The organism is Gordonia terrae, assembly GCF_001698225.1.
In the GTDB taxonomy this organism is placed as follows: domain Bacteria; phylum Actinomycetota; class Actinomycetes; order Mycobacteriales; family Mycobacteriaceae; genus Gordonia; species Gordonia terrae.
On record NZ_CP016594.1, the window covers coordinates 1,123,783 to 1,143,921 of the forward strand.

Annotated in this window: 19 protein-coding genes; 9 read left to right on the forward strand and 10 right to left on the reverse strand. The window is 68.5% G+C overall.

Annotation, left to right across the window (positions count from 1 at the left end):
- Positions 1–51 precede the first annotated feature (51 nt).
- Positions 52–831 carry a 3'(2'),5'-bisphosphate nucleotidase CysQ gene (locus BCM27_RS05185; protein ID WP_004023144.1) on the forward strand — a complete coding sequence of 260 codons (780 nt, stop codon included), beginning with the start codon at positions 52–54 and terminating at the stop codon, positions 829–831.
- 11 nt (positions 832–842) lie between these two features.
- On the opposite strand, the gene BCM27_RS05190 is transcribed toward BCM27_RS05185, so the two are convergent.
- The 3 genes from BCM27_RS05190 to eccA all read right to left on the reverse strand — a co-directional run bounded on the left by BCM27_RS05190 (position 843) and on the right by eccA (position 3,842).
- Positions 843–1,382, reverse strand: a complete 540-nt coding sequence (locus BCM27_RS05190) for a hypothetical protein (protein WP_004023145.1) — start codon at positions 1,380–1,382, stop codon at positions 843–845.
- A gap of 14 nt (positions 1,383–1,396) precedes the next feature.
- Positions 1,397–1,813 (reverse strand): hypothetical protein, encoded by a 417-nt coding sequence (locus BCM27_RS05195; protein WP_004023146.1) that lies wholly within the window; start codon positions 1,811–1,813, stop codon positions 1,397–1,399.
- A 247-nt stretch (positions 1,814–2,060) separates the two neighbouring features.
- Complete coding sequence (gene eccA, locus BCM27_RS05200) at positions 2,061–3,842, reverse strand: type VII secretion AAA-ATPase EccA (RefSeq protein ID WP_004023147.1); 1,782 nt, start codon at positions 3,840–3,842, stop codon at positions 2,061–2,063.
- A gap of 185 nt (positions 3,843–4,027) precedes the next feature.
- Here eccA and purL point away from each other — a divergent pair, with 185 nt between their 5' ends.
- From purL to BCM27_RS05215, 3 genes are all read left to right on the forward strand, one after another.
- Positions 4,028–6,358, forward strand: coding sequence for a phosphoribosylformylglycinamidine synthase subunit PurL (gene purL / locus BCM27_RS05205; RefSeq protein WP_004023148.1), 2,331 nt, complete (start codon positions 4,028–4,030; stop codon positions 6,356–6,358).
- Positions 6,359–6,492: 134 nt separating this feature from the next.
- Entirely contained in the window at positions 6,493–6,864 is a 372-nt protein-coding gene (locus BCM27_RS05210; RefSeq protein ID WP_004023149.1) for a CD225/dispanin family protein, read from the forward strand.
- Positions 6,865–6,952: 88 nt separating this feature from the next.
- Positions 6,953–7,309, forward strand: coding sequence for a DUF2752 domain-containing protein (locus tag BCM27_RS05215; RefSeq protein WP_004023150.1), 357 nt, complete (start codon positions 6,953–6,955; stop codon positions 7,307–7,309).
- Here the strand turns inward: BCM27_RS05215 and BCM27_RS05220 are convergent.
- Positions 7,295–8,221 (reverse strand): glycerophosphodiester phosphodiesterase, encoded by a 927-nt coding sequence (locus BCM27_RS05220; protein ID WP_033204405.1) that lies wholly within the window; start codon positions 8,219–8,221, stop codon positions 7,295–7,297. The genes BCM27_RS05215 and BCM27_RS05220 overlap by 15 nt on opposite strands.
- 81 nt (positions 8,222–8,302) lie before the next feature.
- Between BCM27_RS05220 and BCM27_RS05225 the strand changes: the two genes are divergently transcribed.
- Positions 8,303–9,382 carry an NAD(P)H-dependent amine dehydrogenase family protein gene (locus tag BCM27_RS05225; protein WP_004023152.1) on the forward strand — a complete coding sequence of 360 codons (1,080 nt, stop codon included), beginning with the start codon at positions 8,303–8,305 and terminating at the stop codon, positions 9,380–9,382.
- A gap of 82 nt (positions 9,383–9,464) precedes the next feature.
- On the opposite strand, the gene BCM27_RS05230 is transcribed toward BCM27_RS05225, so the two are convergent.
- The 3 genes from BCM27_RS05230 to BCM27_RS05245 form a co-directional block, all read right to left on the reverse strand.
- Positions 9,465–11,156 carry an HNH endonuclease signature motif containing protein gene (locus tag BCM27_RS05230; protein ID WP_068884445.1) on the reverse strand — a complete coding sequence of 564 codons (1,692 nt, stop codon included), beginning with the start codon at positions 11,154–11,156 and terminating at the stop codon, positions 9,465–9,467.
- Between the two features lie 513 nt (positions 11,157–11,669).
- Positions 11,670–11,792, reverse strand: coding sequence for a type B 50S ribosomal protein L36 (ykgO, locus tag BCM27_RS05240; RefSeq protein ID WP_033205406.1), 123 nt, complete (start codon positions 11,790–11,792; stop codon positions 11,670–11,672).
- Between the two features lie 67 nt (positions 11,793–11,859).
- Positions 11,860–13,368 carry a glutamate-cysteine ligase family protein gene (locus tag BCM27_RS05245; RefSeq protein ID WP_004020927.1) on the reverse strand — a complete coding sequence of 503 codons (1,509 nt, stop codon included), beginning with the start codon at positions 13,366–13,368 and terminating at the stop codon, positions 11,860–11,862.
- Between the two features lie 55 nt (positions 13,369–13,423).
- Between BCM27_RS05245 and BCM27_RS05250 the strand changes: the two genes are divergently transcribed.
- The 3 genes from BCM27_RS05250 to purM all read left to right on the forward strand — a co-directional run bounded on the left by BCM27_RS05250 (position 13,424) and on the right by purM (position 16,798).
- Positions 13,424–13,828, forward strand: a complete 405-nt coding sequence (locus BCM27_RS05250; protein ID WP_051987072.1) for a sterol carrier family protein — start codon at positions 13,424–13,426, stop codon at positions 13,826–13,828.
- Between the two features lie 156 nt (positions 13,829–13,984).
- The gene (gene purF, locus BCM27_RS05255; RefSeq protein WP_004020925.1) at positions 13,985–15,595 is read left to right on the forward strand and encodes an amidophosphoribosyltransferase; all 1,611 of its coding nucleotides are present in this window, start codon (positions 13,985–13,987) and stop codon (positions 15,593–15,595) included.
- Between the two features lie 96 nt (positions 15,596–15,691).
- A complete protein-coding gene (gene purM / locus BCM27_RS05260) occupies positions 15,692–16,798 on the forward strand; it encodes a phosphoribosylformylglycinamidine cyclo-ligase (protein ID WP_004020924.1) in 1,107 nt (368 codons plus the stop codon).
- Positions 16,799–17,069: 271 nt separating this feature from the next.
- Here the strand turns inward: purM and BCM27_RS25365 are convergent, their stop codons facing one another.
- The 3 genes from BCM27_RS25365 to ygfZ all read right to left on the reverse strand — a co-directional run bounded on the left by BCM27_RS25365 (position 17,070) and on the right by ygfZ (position 19,202).
- Positions 17,070–17,249: a DUF3073 domain-containing protein gene (locus tag BCM27_RS25365; protein WP_004020923.1), complete on the reverse strand. Its 180-nt coding sequence runs from the start codon at positions 17,247–17,249 to the stop codon at positions 17,070–17,072.
- A gap of 94 nt (positions 17,250–17,343) precedes the next feature.
- The gene (locus BCM27_RS05265) at positions 17,344–18,021 is read right to left on the reverse strand and encodes an MOSC domain-containing protein (RefSeq protein WP_239450665.1); all 678 of its coding nucleotides are present in this window, start codon (positions 18,019–18,021) and stop codon (positions 17,344–17,346) included.
- A complete protein-coding gene (ygfZ, locus tag BCM27_RS05270; protein ID WP_004020921.1) occupies positions 18,018–19,202 on the reverse strand; it encodes a CAF17-like 4Fe-4S cluster assembly/insertion protein YgfZ in 1,185 nt (394 codons plus the stop codon). Before ygfZ ends, BCM27_RS05265 begins: the two co-directional genes overlap by 4 nt.
- A 58-nt stretch (positions 19,203–19,260) precedes the next feature.
- Here ygfZ and BCM27_RS05275 point away from each other — a divergent pair, with 58 nt between their 5' ends.
- On the forward strand, positions 19,261–20,130 hold the full coding sequence (locus BCM27_RS05275; RefSeq protein WP_004020920.1) for an aminodeoxychorismate lyase: 870 nt from the start codon (positions 19,261–19,263) through the stop codon (positions 20,128–20,130).
- The last annotated feature ends 9 nt before the right edge of the window (positions 20,131–20,139 follow it).

Below are 20,139 nucleotides of genomic sequence, written 5' to 3' on the forward strand. Positions count from 1 at the left end.
CCCGGCGCCGAGCCCTGCCGCGCCACCGGTATCCCGACCGAGAGGAACCCCGTGACCGACGATCGCGCCCTGGCGGGCGAACTGGCCACCGCCGCAGGTGAACTGCTGCTCGACATCCGGCGTTCCAGCGGACTGACGGGGAAGGAGCTCGGTCAGGAGGGTGACCGCCGGTCCGACGAATTCATCCTCGGGCGTCTCGCACAGGAGCGGCCGGAGGATGCCGTGCTGTCCGAGGAGTCGGCCGACGACAAGTCGCGGCTGTCGGCGCCGCGGGTGTGGATCATCGATCCGGTCGACGGCACGCGCGAGTACGGCACCTACGAGCCCGGTGGCGGGCGTACCGACTGGGCGGTGCACGTGGCGCTCTGGTCGGCCGACGACGGGCTGATCGCGGGTGCGGTGGCGCTCCCGGCACTCGGGGTGACCTATCTCGACGACGATTCGATCGTCGAACCGGTGGAGGGCCTGGCCTCGCGGCCCCGCACCGGTGTCCCGCGCGTCGTCGTGAGCGGTTCGCGGCCACCGGCCTTCGCCGACGAGGTGGCCGCGGCCATGGCCGGCGAGGTGCTGCCGATGGGGTCCGCCGGGGCGAAGGCGATGGCGGTCGTGCGCGGCGAGGCCGACGCCTACGTCCATGCCGGCGGCCAGTACGAATGGGATTCGGCCGCGCCCGTCGCGGTCGCGAAGGCGAAGGGCCTGTGGTGCGGGCGGATCGACGGTTCGCCGCTCGTCTACAACAACGAGGACACCTACCTGCCCGACCTCGTCATCTGCCGGCCCGAGTTCACCGAGGTGATCCTCACGGTCACCACCGAGGGCGCCGGCGGCTGAGCCCCGCGGTGCTAGTGCGTGACCACGACCTTGATCACGACGATCACGGTCGCCACCAGCGTGACTGCGCTGGCACTGAGAAGCGTTGCCCGACTGGGTCGTTCGTTGTTGAGTCGATCGATGACGAACACCGTGCCGCCGATGCGCAGCAGGATCACGATCTCGGCGACGAGCTGGGCGGTACGGGGCTCGATCCAGCCGATCAGCCCGATCAGCAGGATCGCGCAGGGCAGGAGCGCCGAGGTCAGGATGGGCACCGAGTCGCGGAGATGGCCGAGCGCCTCTGATCGCGTCGGTTGTACCTTTCCGTCGGAGACCCGGCGGGAGACGCCCTCGGCGAAGACGTGCGCGATGAAGGTCGACGCGGCCGTGCCGGCGAGGATCGCGATCCCCACGAAGTCGTCCTCGACGTGCAGCGGGATGAGGACGGCGAGGATCAGGATGTTGCCGTAGATGTAGGCGCTGATCCGTGGGGCGGCGTGCTTGCGGTCGAGCGGGTTGTCGCGGCTGAACAGCGGGCCGTGCAGCAGGGTCCACGGACGAGTGCTCATAGACGCCGAAACTATCAGCGCGGGACCAGTTCGGCGACGACAGCGGCAATGGTGTCGTCGGGCCGGCTCAGGCAGACCGTCGCCGCCACGGTCGCCACCTGCTGCACATTCGCGGTCACGTCGAGCTCGGTGAGAACCGCCGCGCGCTCCGCGTCGTCGAGTTCGCGGAACTGCGCGCACGTCATCGTCGACGCGGCGCCGGTCCCGGTGTCGGAGCCGCGCGACGGCGATGCAGTCGTCCGGCTGGTGGTCGCGGATGTGGCGGGGCTGCTGGTCTCGGTGGCGCTCGTGGTCGAGACCCCGCTCTCGGGTACAGGCGCGGGCGCGGGCTCATCGGACGAGCACGCGCCGACCGCGAGCATCGCCAGCGCGGTCATCGTCAGGCCCGCGGCGAGCCGGGTCGGGCGGAAACTGCGGGCGGGTACAGACATGCAGGGCTCCTCGTGGAATGTGCAGCGGTGGTGTTGTGATCGGCGGTCGGTGTGGCTTCGTGGCTTCGTGGCTTCGACTCGGCTCCTCGCTTCGCTCGGTGCCGGCTCAACCAGCGGATGGGGTCGGTGCCGGCTCAACCGGCGGATGGGGTCGGTGCCGGCTCAACCAGCGGATGGGCTCGGTGCCGGCTCAACCAGCGGATGGGGGCGGTGCTGTCCGGGCCGACGGGGTGGGTCGGTGGGGCATTCAGCGCATGAGCCCGGAGAGGACGCCCGAGATGGCCGACCGGACGTCGGCGGTCTCGATGCGCATGAGGTCGTCCTGGCTGAGTGCGTCGAAATCGCCGGCACCGCTGAGGCGGAACTCGCGCTCCTCCTCGGCCGCCTCGATGATGTTGCGGATAAAGCGACCGTTGCCGGCGAGATCGGTGGCGCGCCGCACGGTGCCCTGGTGTTCGCGGACATCGTGGTACAGCGGAGCGCACGCCTGCTCGATCTCGGTCATCGCCTCGCGGGTCAGCGACGAGTCCCGCTTGCGCGCAATGAATTCAGCGATACGAGCGAGCTCGTCGGGAGTGTAGGAGTCGAAGCGCACGCGGCGGGCGAAGCGCGAGGCCAGGCCGTCGTTGGACGCGAGGAACCGATCGATCTCGGAGTCGTAGCCGGCGATGATGACGACGAGCCGGTCGCGGTCGTCCTCCATCCGCGCCAGCAGCGTGTCGACGGCCTCGCGACCGAACGCGTCGCCGCCGGACAATCCCTGCTGGATCAGGGTGTAGGCCTCGTCGATGAACAGGACACCGTCCATCGCGGAGTCGATCAGTGCCGAGGTCTTGATCGCGGTGCTGCCGAGGTGCTCGCCGACCATGTCACGGCGGGTCGCCTCCACCACCTTGTCGGACTTGATGAACCCCAGGCCGCAGTAGATCTTGGCGACGATGCGCGCCACCGTGGTCTTGCCGGTGCCGGGCGGTCCGGTGAAGGCGAGATGCAGGCTGCGCGCCGACGTCGACAACCCGCGGTCGGCGCGGACCTTCGCCAGCGTCGCGGTCGACTGCAGTTTGGCCACCTGCTGCTTCACCGAGTCGAGCCCGATCTGTTCGGCCAGTTCGCGTTGCGCCTCGGTCACCAGGGAGCTCTGCTCGTCCGGATCCCCGGACCCCGACACCAGGGTCTCGGCGCGATCGGGCACCGACTTCGGGTCCCATCGGTCGGTGCGCTCGGCGATCTGCTCGGGAGTCGTCGCGGTCACGCGGAGGGAAGGCGAGCGGATGGCCTCGGCCGCGGCCGCGAGCGACGGGTCGCGGGCATAGGCCTGCTCGAACATCGCCTTGGCCTTGTCTTCCTGGCCCTGCTCGCGCAGGGCGAGGCCGTAGACGAACATCGCCTGTGTCGAACAGGCCGCGATCGGGCCGTCGACCGCGTTCTGCAGTCGGCGCATGCCCTCGCCGAGCATGCCGAGGTGCACACACGACGTCCCGGCCATGAAGTCGGCGACGGCCTGCATGTAGGGGTCGTTCCACCGATCCGACCTGGTGAGCGACGTCAGGACGTCGGGCCACCGCTGGGTGGCGAAGTGGAGGAAGGCGCGCACGAAGTCCACGATCGGCACGCGATGGGCCGGGGGCACCTCGTCGAGCACCTCTTCGGCACCGGCGAAGTCCGCTCCGCGAACCAGGCTGGCGGCATAGGCCGCGGTCGCCTCGACCGCACTCGACGCCGGGAAGTCGATCATCATGCCCGTGTACCAGCGCCCCGCGATCGTGCCGGGCGGGAGTCCGAGCCGGCGCTGCTCCGCGCCGATCGATCCGCGTGCGCGATAGAGACCCAGTAGGACCTCGTTGCTGTTGTCGCCGCAGGCGAGCCTGCCGATCCAGGCGTCACCCAGGGACGGATCCCACTCCGTCGCGCGGGTGAAGGCCTTGGCGGCCTGGGCGGGATTGTCGACGGGCTCCTGGCCCTCGACGGGGATGTTCAGCGACAGGACACCGAGTTCGAAGAGCGCCCTCGCCTTGCGGACATCGGCCATCGCTTCCCCCTGTGTCGTCCCATCTGCGTACCGAAGCCCCTGTACCGATCTCCCCGGGCGCATCCGCGCGGTCGCCGGGGACAGACTATCGCTAGACCGCCCCGGCGCCGGGTGCAGATCTCCCAGGTCCGCACCCGGACCGCCCCGACGGCCGGAACCGCCCGCGTCCGCCTAGACTGATCAGAGTGAGTGCCCAGGTGGATACCGTCTCAGCCGCTGCCCAGACCCCGGATCATCCGCAACCCTTCCGCGAACTCGGTCTCAAGGACGACGAGTACGCGCGCATCCGCGAGATCCTGGGCCGCCGGCCCACCGACGCGGAACTCGCCATGTATTCGGTGATGTGGTCCGAACACTGCAGCTACAAGTCGTCGAAGGTGCACCTGCGCTACTTCGGCGAGACCACCACCGACGAGATGCGCGCGAGCATGCTCGCCGGTATCGGCGAGAACGCCGGTGTCGTCGACATCGGTGACGGCTGGGCGGTGACCTTCAAGGTCGAATCGCACAACCACCCGAGCTACGTCGAGCCGTACCAGGGCGCCGCGACCGGCGTCGGCGGAATCGTGCGCGACATCATGGCGATGGGCGCGCGTCCCATCGCGGTCATGGATCAGCTGCGTTTCGGCCCGGCCGACGCCCCGGACACCCGCCGCGTCGTCGACGGCGTGGTGCGCGGCGTGGGCGGTTACGGCAACTCGCTCGGCCTGCCCAACGTCGGCGGCGAGACCGTCTTCGACGCCAGCTACGCGGGCAACCCGCTCGTCAACGCGCTGTGTGCCGGTGTGCTGCGCACGGAGGACCTGCACCTGGCCTTCGCCTCGGGCGCGGGCAACAAGATCATCCTGTTCGGCGCGCGTACCGGCCTCGACGGCATCGGTGGTGTGTCGGTGCTGGCGTCGGAGACCTTCGACGACGCGGACGCCGGGAGCGAAGCGAGCGGGTCCAGTGGTGCAGCGGGATCTCGGCCCAACCGCAAGAAGCTACCGAGCGTGCAGGTCGGCGACCCGTTCACCGAGAAGGTGCTCATCGAGTGCTGTCTCGAGCTCTACCACGCCGGTCTCGTGGTGGGCATCCAGGATCTCGGTGGTGCCGGATTGTCCTGTGCGACCAGCGAACTGGCTGCGGCCGGCGACGGTGGCATGCACATCGACCTGGAGAAGGTACCGATGCGCGCCGAGGGCATGACCCCGGCGGAGGTGCTCTCCAGCGAGTCGCAGGAACGCATGTGTGCGGTGGTGACGCCGGAGAACGTCGAGAAGTTCCTCGAGGTCTGCCGCAAGTGGGACGTGCTCGCGACCGTCATCGGCGAGGTCACCGACGGTGATCAGCTGGTCATCACCTGGCACGGTGAGACCGTCGTCGACGTGCCGCCGCGCACCGTCGCCCACGACGGTCCGGTCTACGAGCGCCCGGTCGCCCGACCCGACTGGCAGGACACCGTCATCGCGTCGACCACCGAACCGCTGCAGCGTCCGAGCACACCGGATCAGCTGCGCGAGACGCTGCTGACCATGCTCGCCTCGCCCGCGCTGTGCAGTCGCAAGTTCATCACCGACCAGTACGACCGGTACGTCCGCGGCAACACCGTTCTCGCCGAACACGCCGACTCGGGGATGATCCGGATCGACGAGGAGTCCGGGCGCGGTATCGCGCTGGCGACCGACGCGTCGGGCCGTTACACCTTCCTCGATCCGTACCGCGGGGCGCAGCTCGCGCTCGCCGAGGCCTACCGCAACGTCGCCGTCTCCGGTGCGACGCCGAAGGCCGTCACCAACTGCCTCAACTTCGGCTCGCCGGAGGACCCCGCGGTGATGTGGCAGTTCCAGCAGGCGGTCCGCGGACTCGCCGACGGCTGTGCACAGCTCGGGATCCCGGTCACCGGCGGCAACGTGAGCTTCTACAACCAGACCGGGGCGACGGCCATCCTCCCGACGCCGGTGGTCGGTGTGCTCGGCGTGATCGACGACGTGCACCGACGCATCCCGACCGGGATCGGCACCGAACCGGGCGAGACGCTCATCCTCCTGGGTGAGACGCGGGACGAGTTCGACGGCTCGATCTGGGCGCAGGTCAGCCACGATCATCTCGGTGGCGTTCCGCCGCAGGTCGACCTCGAGCGGGAACGACTGCTCGCCGAGATCCTGACCGCGTCGTCGCGTGACGGACTGATCTCCGCGGCACACGATCTCAGCGAGGGTGGGCTGATCCAGACCGTCGTCGAGGCGGCCCTGGCCGGTGAGACCGGCTGCCGGATCCTGCTGCCCGAAGACGCCGACCCGTTCGTCTGGTTGTTCTCCGAGTCGGCCGGCCGGGTGCTCGTCGCGGTGCCGCGTACCGAGGAGTCACGGTTCACCGCGATGCTCGACGCACGCACGCTGCCCTGGACGCGGATCGGCGTGGTCGATCAGGGCAGCGACGCGGTCGAGGTCCAGGACTACTTCTCGGTGCCCCTCGCCGAACTCCGCGAGGTCCACGAGGGCACCCTTCCGAGGATGTTCGGCGACGCCGTCTAGTTGCATCTCGCAACGTTGTAGCCTGCGAGGATTCCGTTGTACGTCAATGGAATCAATATCGTTTGCAGACGTGTCGCGCCCGGTGGCGGTCGGTTACGCTCCTTGAGTTCTCTGACCGAGTCGAAAGGGCGCAGATGAGCTACCCCTATGATCCGAACCAGCCGCCGAACTACGGCGCGGGTGGTTACGGACAGCAGCCGTACGGTGGATTCCCGGGCGGCAACCCGGCGGGTCCGGAGCCGGACAACAACCTCGTGTGGGCGATCCTGGCCACGGTGCTGTGCTGCCTGCCGCTCGGGATCGTGTCGATCGTGAAGTCGACGTCGGTCAGCAAGCTGTGGGCGGCCGGCGATTACGCCGGTGCGCAGAAGGCCGCCGACGAGGCCAAGAAATGGGCGATGTGGAGTGCCATCTCGTCGGTCGTCATCTGGGTGCTGATCGTCATCGTCTATGTCATCTTCTTTGTCATCCTCCTCGGCGCCTCCGCGTCCACGTCCACGTACTGAGCGCTTCGAGAGGGCCGTCCTCGGACGGGTCTCGGCCCTCTCGAAGCATCGGTTCCTCGGGCCGGCGACCGTCGTCGCCGGTACCGGGATGGTCTGTGCGGCCGTGTGGTTCGGCGATCCGACGACACCGGGTGGCGCCCTTCCGGTGTGTCCGACCAAGCTGATCTTCGGCGTGACGTGCCCTGGTTGCGGATCGCTCCGCGCGATCTATTCGCTGCTCCACGGTGATGTCCCGGCCGCCCTGCACTACAACGCCGTCGGGGTGCTCGCGATGGGGTTGCTGCTCGTCGCCTTCGGGGCATACTGCGTGCGGCTGTGGACCGGCCGCCGGATTCGCAGCTGGCAGCATCTCCGCTACTCCGGCGTCGTCGTACTCGTGGTCGTGGTGGCCTGGTTCGCGATTCGGAACATCCCGGTCGAGCCGTTCTGGTCACTCCACGTCTGAACGTCCGGCGGCACCGCGGATCCAGCGAGCCAGCCGCGAACCGGGCTCGCGCACCGGATCGTCGAGGTCGAGTGTCGCCAGGGCCTCGGGATCGTCGGTCGTGATCTGATCGATCCGCAAGTCCAGCAACCGTCTGATGTCCGGGGCGACGCGTGGCCCGACCTGCGTGACCGTGTACCCGTCGACGAGACGACCGTGCTCGTGGAACGCGCCGATCAGATCGTGGCCGCGACGATCGGCCGCCAGGATCAACCGGTTCTCCAGGTAGACCATCTCGGCGTCCGGTGATGCCGCCACCGCGCGGTCGACGAAGCCGTCGAAGTCCCCGGATCGGATCGCGGCTTCGGCGGCACCGTGATGGCAAGGGTCGTAACCGATCCGGATTCCGGGAGCCGCCGAGGTCAGTGTCTCGACCGCCGCGGCGTCGCCGCAGGACAGGATGTAGTGCCGGGCGTGGGGCCCGACGCTGCGGGCGAAGATCTCCACGGCCGCCGGATCGAGAGCGGCATCGTCCTCTTTGAAATCGAGTTGGAGTGACGCGGTCGGCGCGATGTCGACACCGTCGAACAGCTCGGTCAGGTCTTCGAGCAGGAGGACACGCTCGTCGACGGGGTGGCCACTGTTGTCCCGCAGAGACAGCCCCCGCAGGTACGACGCCGGGAGCGTCGACACCGCGCCGGTTCCGGTGGTGGCGTGGTCGACGGTGCGGTCGTGCAGGACGGCGAAGCCGCGCTCGGCGTGGATCACGAGGTCGATCTCGATGCTCGCGCCGAGACGCATGCCCTCGACGATGCGGGTCGCGGTGAACGCCGGATCGTCGGCGCGGCGTCGGCCACGGTGCCACTTGATCATCGTGCGGTGGCCGTCGTGGTCGATGTGGATCGGGGCGGCCGCTGGGTCCGGGGGCGACATGGCAGTCACAGCTTCGAGCCTAGTGGTGCGCATCTCGCCGAATCGGCCCACCGAAGTGGAACGTGTTCTAGTTTGAACTCCATGACATTGCGCGTGGTCGAGTGGTCGACCGGAACCGTCGGACGACATGCCATCGCCGGGATCGACGCCCGGCCCGATCTCGAACTCGTGGGGGTGTGGGTGTCCGACCCCGCCAAGGTCGGCAAGGACGCCGGTGAGCTGGCCGGTCTCGACCGTGAGCTGGGTGTCGCCGCGACCGGTGACCGTGATGCGTTGATCGCCCTGAAACCCGACTGCATCGTGCACACGGCGATGACCGACGATCGCGTCATGGAGTCGATCGAAGACCTGATCTTCTTCGTGGAGAACGGGATCAACGTGGTGTCGAGCGGCCCGGTGGTGCTGCAGTTCCCGCAGGGGATTCTGCCGGATTCGCTTCTGGACCGGATCGCGGCCGCGGGCGAGTCGGGCGGGGCGAGCCTCCACGTCAACGGCATCGACCCGGGATTCGCCAACGACGTGCTGCCGCTGGCGATGACGAGCCTGTCGCAGCGCATCGACGAGGTGCGCTGTCAGGAGATCGCCGACTATTCGACCTACTACCAGCCGGTGGTCATGCGGGATCTGTTCGGCTTCGGGCAGCCCCTGGACACGACACCGCTGATCTTCGCGCCGGGCATCCTGTCGATGGGGTGGGGGAGTGTCGTTCGACAGATCGCCGCCGGTCTCGACCTCGTGCTCGACGAGCCGCTCGTCGAACGTGTTGACCGGGTGGAGGCCGATCGCGACTACTCCACGGTGTCCGTCGAGATCCCCAAGGGGACGATGGCCGCGGTGCGCTTCGAGGTCGTCGGCCAGGTCGACGGCGTGGATCGCGTTGTGCTGGAGCACTATACGCGCACCCACCCCGATCAGTGCCCGGAGTGGCCGACCCCGAATCAGGGTGACGGGTGCTACCGCATCGCGATCTCCGGCGAACCCGAGATGGCCGTCGAGTTCGGGCATCACGGCGAGAACGGTGACCACAACGTGTCCGGCATGATCGTCACCGCGATGCGCCTGGTCAATTCCGTTGCAGCCGTTGTCGATGCGAAGCCAGGCCTGGTCACCGCACTCGATCTCCCGCTCGTGACCGGTCGGGGGTTGTTCGTGCAGAAGTAGCCGATACGCCGAAACCAACACGGCCTATCTGTGGGCCGCCGTCCACTCACCGTCGGCGCTGAGTTGGCGAGTAACGCTGCGATCACGCGTGATCGGTGAGTATGCGTGCGAGTGCCTCTTCGACTGGGGTCAGGGGTTGGGTGGTGAGGTGCTCCAGCGGTGTCGGTGGGTCGACGAGTCGTCGGTAGGCGAGTTCGAGCCGCCGACCGTTGTCGCCATAGCCGACGGCGTCGGCGCGCGACCGGTTCGGACGTGACGGGTTCGGGCGTGACTGGCGTGGGCGTGCTGGATCGCCGGGCCGGGTCGGTGGTCCGTGGATTTCGTTGCGCACGGTGTTCAGGTGGTGTGCGAACCGCCGGGGTATGTCGGGTCGGCGGTTGAGGCGACCGGGATTGGGTGGGGCGCCGGGGTCGGCGTTCAATCGCCAGACGCAGCGGCCTTCATCAGGTCCAGAGCGCTCGATGTGCGTGGTGTACTGGCCGGGCTGGTCACCGACCATGCGGTTGTGTCGTGGGCAGGCGGGTGCGAGGTCGTCGATGTCGGTGAGACCGCCCTTGGCCCAGTCCTGTTCGGCGTGATGCATGTCGCCGTGGGTGGCGGGTTGGTCGCAGCCGGGTGCCGAGCACACCTCGCCGTCGGGGCGGGCGAAGGAGACGAGGCGTTGTTCGCGGGTGGCGAGGCGTTTGCCGCGTCCGAAGTACAGCGGCACGGCGGTCGAATCTTTGAAGATCGCCAACCACGGCTGCACGTCGGCGCCCATCGCGAGCAGGTCGGGGATGGGGAGCAGGGTGCCGGTGGCGGTGGTGGCGAGTCCGGCTTCGCGGATCAGGTCGTTCAGGTCGGCTTTGATGATCAGTTGCACGGGCAGCCCGCGATGCGACGTGCCGAGTGTGCCGTCGGCGAAACCGGCGGCCAGTGCGGCGTCCAGTGCGTCGTGATTGGTCTGCGCGGGGGTGCGTTGGTCGCGGTCGGCTGCGAGGGCCAGGGCGTCGGAATCGGCGGTGCCGGCCGGCCCGCTGGGCGAGTTCGGGTCGTCGGGGTTGTTGAGTCCGGGTTTACCCCAGACCGCGAACATCATCGTCAGTCGGGCGGCGAGTGCGGGAGTCAGCGTGCCCGAGATCTTCGCGGTGCCATCGGCGCGCTGCCGACCGATCCATACGCCGCGGCGTCGTTTCTGGTCGGTGTCGTCGGACAGGGTGCCGTCGGGGTCGAGGTGGGCGAGGAGACGTTCGCCGAGTTGGGTGATGTCGGCGGGGGTGTGGGCTTCGGCGATCTCGGCCATCTGCCGCTCGGCAGCGACTTTCACATCATGCTCGACAGCGTGGGGGATCTGGTCGAGGACATCGAGGGCGGCCTGCACGTGTGCAGAGCCAACCGCTCCCGCAGCGAACGCCTCAGCGAGGCAGGGGTGTTCGGGCGTAAGCACTTCGCCGCCGAGGCTGGTGCGGGTGGCGGTGGCGTCCATCTGCTTACGACGCCGCACAGGGTTGGAGACCCGCAGCCGGTGGGTCATGAACTGCATGAGCGTGCGGCAGCCGGTCTTGCGGGGTAGGTCGCGGGCCTCGGCCTGATCGATCTGCCGGTCACCGGCGACGGTCAGTCGTGCGATGGCACGTTCGGTCTCGGCTGCCACGTCGGCCAACTCGGCATCCGAGCACAGCCCCAGGTCGACGGTCTGCAACTCATCGAGGATGCGGTGGAGGTCGGCAACCAGCTCGACGGCCCGCGTCTGGGGCGCTGCTGAATCGCCATCGACGGGCGTGGAACCGGACATGACGGTCACCTCCCCCGAGAACCGTTGCTGCGGTATGTATGTTCGAGTGTACACGAACGCAGCCACATGACAACCCCAAAATGACTGTTGTGCAACGGTATTCGGCGGCGACAAGTTGTCGGTGCGGTGTGATAGGGGCGCGGGGGACGTGCAGCACTGTCGTCCTCGCTGGGGGCTTCCGGCTCGCTCACGCACCACTCGACGTTCCGTCAACGCGATCGACCTGCGCCATGCTCACGAGCATCGCCGTCCCGGGCAAGCAGGCGACATCACAACGACGGCAGGCTGGACGCCTCCGGACTGCGCCGACGAAAACGGTTCCCCGGCCCAGTGGTTCGGCTGCGACGATTGCATTCTGGGAGAGTGTGGTGTCGACGAACCCGATGATCGTCGATTCGAGCGGCGCGTCGACGGCGAACTGCTGGTGGTCGTCCCTGGCGGCCGGCGCCACAAGCGTCTCGCGCCGCCCGAGGTCACACGGGGTGGTCGCGTCGGCACCCGCCGCGCCGGCCATCAACCCTGGCGCGCCTTAAATCTGGGGTTGCCCTTATTGATCACGTAGATGCGTCCCTTGCGCTTGACCACCTGCGAGCCGGGCTGGTTCTTCAACGAACGGATGGATGCACGGACCTTCAACGGAGCCTCCTTAATGGAAATTGTTTCCATTAAAGCAGCTCCGTCGCCACGGGTCGACGGCCGGGTCTCAGACCTCCCAGGTGTGTACCGGCTCGCCCTCGTGCATCTGGGTCACGTAGTCGCGCAGCATTCCCTGCAAGGCCTGCGCCCGGCTCTCGCCCGCGCGTTCGCGGGCCGCCACGGCCTGGCGTTGCCAGACCGACCCGGTCTGACGAGAGATGCAGCGGCCCTCGATGACCGAGAGGTAGCGCTTGCGGGCCTTGTCGGAGACCCCGAACCGGCGCAGTCCGTCCTCGGCGAGCACGAGGAGCCGGCGGAGGACGAGTTCGTCGGGCCGGACCCAGCCGACGTCGGGCCAGTACAACTGGGACTCCATCCCGGCGCGTGCGCCGGACTGCAGGTTCTCGGCGGCGGCATTGAACGACATCCGCGACCACAGCGGGCGGTCGGACTCGACGAGACCGCGGACGACACCGTAGTAGAAGGCGGCATTGGCCATCGTGTCGACGACCGTCGGGCCGGCGGGCAGCACGCGGTTCTCGACGCGCAGGTGCGCCTGTCCCTCGTGGATGTCGTAGACCGGCCGGTTCCAGCGGTACACGGTCCCGTTGTGCAGGCGCAGCTCGTCGAGGGTCGGGATGCGTCCGTCGTCGAGTTCGGCGAGCGGATCGGTGTCGGTGGAGACCGGGAGGAGGGCGGGGAAGTAGCGGGTGTTCTCCTCGAAGAGGTCGAAGATCGTGTTGATCCATCGCTCCCCGAACCACACTCGGGGCCGCACGCCTTGATTCTTCAGCTCCAGCGGCCGGGTGTCGGTGGCCTGCTCGAAGACCGGGATGCGGCTCTCGTGCCACAGTGCGGTCTCGGCGAGGAACGGCGAGTTACCGGCCAGTGCGACCTGCACACCGGCGATGGCCTGTGCCGCATTCCAATGCGCGGCAAAATCTTCCGGCGCCACCCGGAGGTGCAGCTGGAGGGATGTGCAGGCGGCCTCGGGCAGGATCGAGTCGGTCGAGGTGCGCAGATGTTCGGTGTGGTGGGCGTCGGTCAGCGGTACGCCGGTGATGTCGATCTCGAGGTCCTCGCCCCGCGCGGCGAAGATCTGCTCGTTCAGCAGGTCGTACCGTGGGTTCGCCGAGATCCAGTGATGGGCGAAGTGTTCGGACCTCAGCGTCGGGAGCATGCCGATCATCACGAGGTGGCTCGAGGTCTGCGCGGCCCGCTGTTCGGCCCGGTTGAGCGACGTGCGCAGCGCCTGTTCGAGTGAGATCGTGTCGTCGGTGGTGAACGGTCGCGGCGAGACGTTGATCTCGATGTTGAACTGGCCGAGTTCGGTCTGGTAGTCGGGATCGGCGATCGCCTCGAGGACGGCGGCGTTGGCCATCGCCGGTCGCATGTCCTCGTCGACGAGGTTCAGCTCGACCTCCATGCCGAGCAGCGGCTTCGGCGGACGCCCCTGGTCGGTGAACAACCCGTCGGCGAGCATCCGGGCGATCGCTTCCGTCCCGCGCCCCACCTGACGCCGGAAACGAACCCGGTCCTCGCCGGTGAACTGCTGCTTGGACACCTCGGCTCCCATGCGGTCAATACTGCCCGATCCGGGCCGCCCCGAACCCTGTTGGGAGAATGGCCGGGTGCCGCCACGCAGGAGAGTGGATCCAGCAGAGGTCCGAGCCGCAGTGCTGGCCGTCTCGGACTGGCTCGTCGACCCGACCGCGCCGCCGCCGGGACGAGCCGCCCTCGCCGACGCCGTCCGACAGTCGGCCCGGACGCTCGAACAACTGGCGCCCGGGAACTCGGTCGAGGTCCGGGTGCCCCCGTTCGTCGCGGTGCAGTGCATCGAGGGTCCCCGACACACCCGCGGGACGCCGCCGAACGTCGTCGAGATGTCGCCGCGGACCTGGCTGCTGCTCGTCGCGGGCGTCCTGTCTTACGACGACGCGCTCGCCGCGGGCGACATCGACGCCTCCGGACACCGCGCCGGCCTGGTCGCGGACCTGCTCCCACTGGTCCCGATCGGAGCGTCGGGCGACCGGTGAGCCGGAGTGTGATCCGTCACTCGACGCCGGTGTCGAGGAATGACCCGCCGGTCCGCACTGCTGCAAGATTCGCATCGGGAGCCGACGGACCCGTAAACTCCGTGATGTCTCCCAGCCCACTCGACTGACCGATCCGCAGCCCCAGGGAGCTAGTCGATGCCTGATCATTCGATCGCCAACATGAACCTGCTCGCTCCCACGACGCCGGCGGGCGGATGCTCCGCACGCGGCGCGGGCGCGGTCAACCCGGCTCCGCTGGACGAACCCGAGAACGAACCGCGTGAGGAATGTGGTGTCTTCGGGGTCTGGGCGCCCGGTGAGGACGTCGCCAAACTGAGCTACTACGGGCTCTACGCCCTGCAGCATCGCGGCCAGGAGGCCGCCGGTATCGCGGTCGGCGACGGCAGTCAGGTGGTGGTCTTCAAGGACCTCGGACTGGTCAGCCAGGTCTTCGACGAGCAGACCCTCGGTGCGATGAGCGGCCACGTGGCGATCGGCCACTGCCGATACTCCACGACCGGGTCGACCACCTGGGAGAATTCCCAGCCGATCTTCCGCACCACCGACGCCGGCACCGGCGTCGCGCTGGGCCACAACGGCAATCTGGTCAACACCGCGGACCTCGCGGCGCGTGCGCGTGAGCAGGGGATCAAGAGCTCGGCGGCCACGTCGGACTCCGATGTCGTGGGTGCGCTGCTCGCGCACGGCGCCGCCGACAGCTCCATCGAGCAGGCTGCCATGGAACTGCTGCCGACGCTCAAGGGCGCCTTCTGCCTGACCTTCATGGACGAGCACACGCTCTACGCCGCCCGCGACCCGCACGGGGTGCGTCCGCTGTCGCTCGGCCGTCTCGATCGCGGCTGGGTCGTCGCGTCGGAGACCGCCGCCCTCGACATCGTCGGTGCGTCGTTCGTCCGGGACATCGAGCCGGGTGAGCTGCTGGCGATCGACGCCGACGGTGTCCGCAGCTCCCGCTTCGCCGAGCCCACACCCAGCGGCTGCGTCTTCGAATACGTCTATCTCGCCCGCCCGGACTCGGTGATCCACGGGCGCTCGGTCCACTCGACCCGCGTGGAGATCGGTCGGCGCCTCGCCAAGGAGCACCCCGCCGAGGGTGACCTGGTGATCCCGGTACCGGAGTCCGGCGTGCCGGCGGCCGTCGGTTTCGCCCAGGAATCGGGCATCCCCTATGGCCAGGGACTGATGAAGAACGCGTACGTCGGCCGGACCTTCATCCAGCCGTCGCAGACGATCCGCCAACTCGGCATCCGCCTCAAGCTCAACCCGTTGCGCGAGGTCATCCGCGGCAAGAAGCTCGTCGTCGTCGACGACTCGATCGTGCGGGGCAACACCCAGCGCGCGCTCATCCGGATGCTGCGGGAGGCCGGGGCCGCCGAGGTGCATGTTCGCATCGCGTCGAGCCCGGTCCGGTGGCCGTGTTTCTACGGCATCGACTTCGCGTCGCCCGCGGAGCTCATCGCCAATGGCATGGAATCCGAGGCCGGCATGGTCGAGGGTGTCCGGCAGGCCATCGGCGCCGACTCGCTCGGGTACATCAGCATCGACGAGATGATCAACTCGACCGGTCAGGCCGCGTCGGCCCTGTGTGCGGCCTGCTTCGACGGCAAGTACCCGATCGAGCTGCCCAAGGAGACGTCGATGGGCAAGGCCGTCCTCGAACAGATGCTGGCCAGCGCTGCCGGCGACCGGACGGTGGACCCCCTGACCAAGCCGAACGACAACGTCAGCGCGGTCATGCGGCCCTGATTCCCCGCCATCTGCCCTCCGGTACCGTATGACCCGTCGGCGAACACGCCGGAAACAACGTTCGACCGAGATTCTTGGAACGGGAGTGCTGCGGAGATGACGGAGCGGGATGCTGCTGCCGACGAGACGGCCGGGAGCGCGACACCGGCCTCGTATGCGGCGGCCGGAGTCGACATCGACGCCGGTGAGCGGGCTGTGGAACTCATTGCGCCCCATGCCAAGCGTGCGTCGCGTCCGGAGGTTCTCGGCGGGATCGGTGGCTTCTCCGGTCTGTTCGCACTGAAGGGCAACTACCGGGAGCCGGTCCTCGCCGCCGCCAGCGACGGCGTCGGCACCAAACTGGCCGTGGCACAGGCGATCGACAAGCACGACACCGTCGGTCGCGATCTCGTCGCCATGTGCGTCGACGACCTGGTCGTCTGTGGGGCCGAACCACTGTTCCTGCAGGACTACATCGCCGTGGGCAAGGTGGTCCCCGAGACGGTGGCCCAGATCGTCGCCGGTATCGCCGACGGATGTGTCGAGGCCGGTTGCGCGCTCCTGGGCGGCGAGACCGCCGAGCACCCCGGCCTGATGCAGGACAACCACTACGACATGTCGGCCACTGCGGTGGGCGTCGTCGAGGCCGACAACGTCCTCACCCCCGACCGTGTGCGTGCCGGTGACGTCGTCATCGGCATGGGATCGTCGGGATTGCACTCCAACGGCTACTCGCTCGCCCGCAAGGTGCTGCTCGAGTGGGGCCACATGGACCTGTTCGGCCACGTCGAGGAGTTCGGTCGCACCCTCGGCGAGGAGTTGCTCGAGCCGACCCGGATCTACGCCCGGGACTGCCTGGCACTGATCGCCGAGGCCGATGTCCGCACATTCGCGCACATCACCGGCGGTGGACTCGCCGAGAACCTGGCTCGGGTGATCCCGAACGGACTCGTCGCGGAACTCGAGCGGAACACCTGGACGCCCGCGCCGATCTTCACCCTGATCGGGCAGCGCGGGCGGGTGGAGCAGCTCGAGATGGAACGCACCTTCAACATGGGCGTCGGCATGGTCGCGGTCGTGGCGCCCGAGGACACCGATCGGGCGCAGGCCGTGCTGACCGCGCGGCATGTCGACAACTGGGTCCTGGGTACGGTCAAGCGAGCGAGCGAGCGATCCGACAACGATTCACGTGTCAGCCTCCTCGGGGAGCACCCGCGCTTCTAGTGCCGACCCGAACTCGCACTGTCGCAAGGACAGTCGTGTGGGGCCAACTCAGACAGACAACCGACGCCCGCCGGAAGGGATTCCCTCGGCGGGCGTCGGCGTCTGTCGATGACGAGATCACCCCCGTACCGGCGCACGAGCACGCACCACCCATGGAGAAACGGGTGGTGCGTACAAAATCATGGGCCCGCGTCACCGCGGGTCCGCTCATGCGGAGAGTGTGTGGGGTGATCCCAGGCGTCGAGAGATCAACGCCTGAGGAGTGTGCGCGTCAAGCGCGTCGCCACTCCTCTTCGTCCACCCAGTCGTCCACCGGATCCGGTCGATCTACAACCGGATCGCCCTGCCCGGAAAGCTCGCGCTGCAAGCTTTCCAAATCGGTGTTCGGAGTGGAGTACTTCAGCTGACGTGCAACCTTCGTCTGCTTTGCCTTTGCCCGGCCGCGGCCCATATGGGACCCCCTCGCACAATGACGGGGCGGCCAAACGATTGGCGGCCCCGTTCTCTTGAAGTAATTCTGTCGTGCGGACCAGTCTAGCGCGCCTCTAGGATTTGTGTTGTCCACCCTGGGTTGCCGCGCCGACGCGTCTTTCCGACTTGTTCACCATCTTGGTCGCCTCGCGCCGGACCTTGGCGGGCAGATCGTCTCGGACGAGCAGGGATCGGATCGCCCCGATGTCGCCGCCGGCGAGCAGATCGCGAGAGCGCACCCCGTGGTCGGGACGATGGACGACGGTGATCTGATCGCCCTGCGCCACGCTGCCGTTCTGGACAACGCGCAGGTAGGTGCCGAAATCGGCCTGGTCCAGAAATCGCTTCATCCATCGCGGCTCGCCCGCCCAGACCGCGAAGGTCCTACATGGGACGCGGGGGATGGTCACCTCGAGGATTAACCCGTCGGCGCCCACCTCCCACCGTTCGCCGACCAGCGCGTCGGTGACCGCCATCCCGTCGATGCGCAGGTTCTCACCGAACCATCCGTAAGGAAGCTCACGTCCGAGCTCCTCGGCCCACCGGCGCGCCTCGTCGTCGGCGTAGGCGTACACGGCCTGATCGACACCGCCGTGGTGCCGCTTGTTGCCCACGTGATCGTCGACGAGGCCGAGCTCGTCGACGGCGAGGCGTCCCTGCCGCGGACGCTTGTCGATGGCGGAGCGGCCGATGCCTTCGAGGATCACGTCATCGCCGGCGGCGCACACCGCCAGCACCACACCCGCGCTCAACTGTTGCGTCCGGGGGCCGCCGGGCCGCTGCGCAGACGTTCCACGGCGGCGCGTCCGGCCTGGACCCGGTCGTCCTCGAGGATCGAGTCGGGATCGATCCGGGCGCTCACGGCGGACTCGGCGCCCACGGTCAGCTCGACGTCGGCGCCGACGTTGCGTTTCACGAGCGCAAGGGCGATGGGGCCCCACTCGTGGTGGTCGACGACGGTGCCCAGCCGGCCGACGGTGCGGCCGCCGGCCGTCACCGGGTCGCCGGGCGCCGGGCGCTGGTCACTGCTGCCGTCGAGATGCAGCAGCACCAGCCGGCGGGGCGACTTGCCGAGGTTGTGGACCCGGGCGACGGTCTCCTGGCCCCGGTAGCACCCCTTGTCGAGGTGGACCGCGCCGAGCTCGTCGGGCCCGCCGATCCAGTCGACCTCATGCGGGATGGTGCGCTCGTCGGTGTCGGCGCCCAGCCGGGGACGGCGGGCCGCCACGCGCAGGGCGTCGAATGCCCAGCTGCCGGCCATCCGCGCGCCGGCCTCGGTCAGGGTGTCCCACCATCGGTTCAGCACGTATTCGGGCACGATGAGGTCGACGACCGGCAGGTCCCGGTGCTCGCCGAGTGAGGGCATGCGCCGCCAGAAGCCGAGCGGCTCGTCCTCGTGGTGTGACTCGGGCAGGCCGCCGGCCTGGTAGACGACGGTGTCGGCGCCGATCTCCAGGAGGTCGGCGACGGGTCCGCCGAGGGCCCCCGGGCCGACGAGCGTCACGACCTTCATGTCGGGGCGGGCGGCCGGTTCGGCCTTGGCCCAGAAGACCATCTTGCTCAGGAACCCGAGCAGCGGTTCGCCACGGGAACCCTCGGTGTCGAGCCAGGTGACACCGTCGATGTCGGTGAGGACGAAGTGCTCTTCCACACGGCCGTTGGCGTCGAGGGAGAGGTTCTCGGCGCTCGACCGGTCGGGGAGGGCGGCGATGTGCTGACTGGTGATCGTGTGCAGCCAGGTCAGACGTTCGTCGCCGGCGATCTCGATCACGGCACGGTCGGACCGGTCGACGATGATCACGCCGGAGGTGGCGGCACGTTGCTCACCGAGCGGATCGCCGTAGTGCCATGCGGTGTCAGCGGAGTGGAGGTCGCCGGGGCCGGGCACCGCCCCGCCCTCGGAATGCCTGGTCAGGATGGGTGAACGGCTCACGCGTCGATTCTACGGGTCGATTCGGCGAACGGCCGGGACGCATGGCAGCCTTCTATCCATGGCCGATTCGATCCTTGTCTCGCTCGACGGTACGCAGCACGATGCCGACGCTCCCTTCCTCCATGCCGACGATCTGGCGGCCGTTCGCGGCGACGGCATCTTCGAGACCCTGCTCGTGCGCGCCGGACGGCCGCGATGCGTCCGGCTGCACCTCGAGCGCCTCGCGCGTAGCGCAGCTGCGATGGAGCTCGGGACACCCGATCTCGACGGGTGGCGCGGGGTGATCGAGACCGCGACGCAGGCGTGGGTCGAGAAGCACGGATCGGCGGGCGAGGCACTGCTCCGGCTCGTGTACACCCGGGGGCGCGAACACGGTTCGGCGCCGACCGCCTATGTCACCGTCGACGCGGTGCCCGACCGGGTGGCGGCAGCGCGTGCGGAGGGGGTGCGGGTGGTCACCCTGGACCGCGGCTTCTCGATCGACCTCGCCGGCTCGGCGCCCTGGCAACTGCTCGGGGCCAAGACCCTCAGCTACGCCACGAACATGGCGGCGCTGCGTCACGCGGCCGCCGAGGGCTACGACGACGTGATCTTCGTCAGCAGCGAGGGCGCGGTCCTCGAGGGGCCCCGGTCCACGGTCGTCGCGGTCCACGGCGACACCCTGGTGACGCCGCCCACCGAGATCGGAATCCTCGAATCGACGACCGTGAGTGCGGTTTTCGACGTGGCGGAGCGGGAGGGTTGGACGACCAAGACCGACCTCCTGCGGCCCGAGGACCTGGTGGCGGCCGATTCGGTCTGGCTCGTCAGCAGTGTCACCCTCGCGGCCCGGGTCACCCATCTCAACCGGTATGTGATGCCGGTTCCGTCGGACTCCGCGAAATTCACCGATCTGGTCGATCGCGCCATCTCCGTGGACGACAATTGATCCCGGTCA

What these genes read in the sequence shown, in the direction of transcription:
- BCM27_RS05190 (WP_004023145.1), bottom strand. Translation starts at nt 1,382, where the DNA reads ATGAGCACTCGTCCGTGGACCCTGCTGCACGGCCCGCTGTTCAGCCGC.
- BCM27_RS05195 (WP_004023146.1), bottom strand. Translation starts at nt 1,813, where the DNA reads ATGTCTGTACCCGCCCGCAGTTTCCGCCCGACCCGGCTCGCCGCGGGC.
- eccA (WP_004023147.1), bottom strand. Translation starts at nt 3,842, where the DNA reads ATGGCCGATGTCCGCAAGGCGAGGGCGCTCTTCGAACTCGGTGTCCTG.
- BCM27_RS05210 (WP_004023149.1), top strand. Translation starts at nt 6,493, where the DNA reads ATGAGCTACCCCTATGATCCGAACCAGCCGCCGAACTACGGCGCGGGT.
- BCM27_RS05215 (WP_004023150.1), top strand. Translation starts at nt 6,953, where the DNA reads ATGGTCTGTGCGGCCGTGTGGTTCGGCGATCCGACGACACCGGGTGGC.
- BCM27_RS05220 (WP_033204405.1), bottom strand. Translation starts at nt 8,221, where the DNA reads ATGTCGCCCCCGGACCCAGCGGCCGCCCCGATCCACATCGACCACGAC.
- BCM27_RS05225 (WP_004023152.1), top strand. Translation starts at nt 8,303, where the DNA reads ATGACATTGCGCGTGGTCGAGTGGTCGACCGGAACCGTCGGACGACAT.
- BCM27_RS05230 (WP_068884445.1), bottom strand. Translation starts at nt 11,156, where the DNA reads ATGTCCGGTTCCACGCCCGTCGATGGCGATTCAGCAGCGCCCCAGACG.
- BCM27_RS05245 (WP_004020927.1), bottom strand. Translation starts at nt 13,368, where the DNA reads ATGGGAGCCGAGGTGTCCAAGCAGCAGTTCACCGGCGAGGACCGGGTT.
- purF (WP_004020925.1), top strand. Translation starts at nt 13,985, where the DNA reads ATGCCTGATCATTCGATCGCCAACATGAACCTGCTCGCTCCCACGACG.
- purM (WP_004020924.1), top strand. Translation starts at nt 15,692, where the DNA reads ATGACGGAGCGGGATGCTGCTGCCGACGAGACGGCCGGGAGCGCGACA.
- BCM27_RS25365 (WP_004020923.1), bottom strand. Translation starts at nt 17,249, where the DNA reads ATGGGCCGCGGCCGGGCAAAGGCAAAGCAGACGAAGGTTGCACGTCAG.
- BCM27_RS05275 (WP_004020920.1), top strand. Translation starts at nt 19,261, where the DNA reads ATGGCCGATTCGATCCTTGTCTCGCTCGACGGTACGCAGCACGATGCC.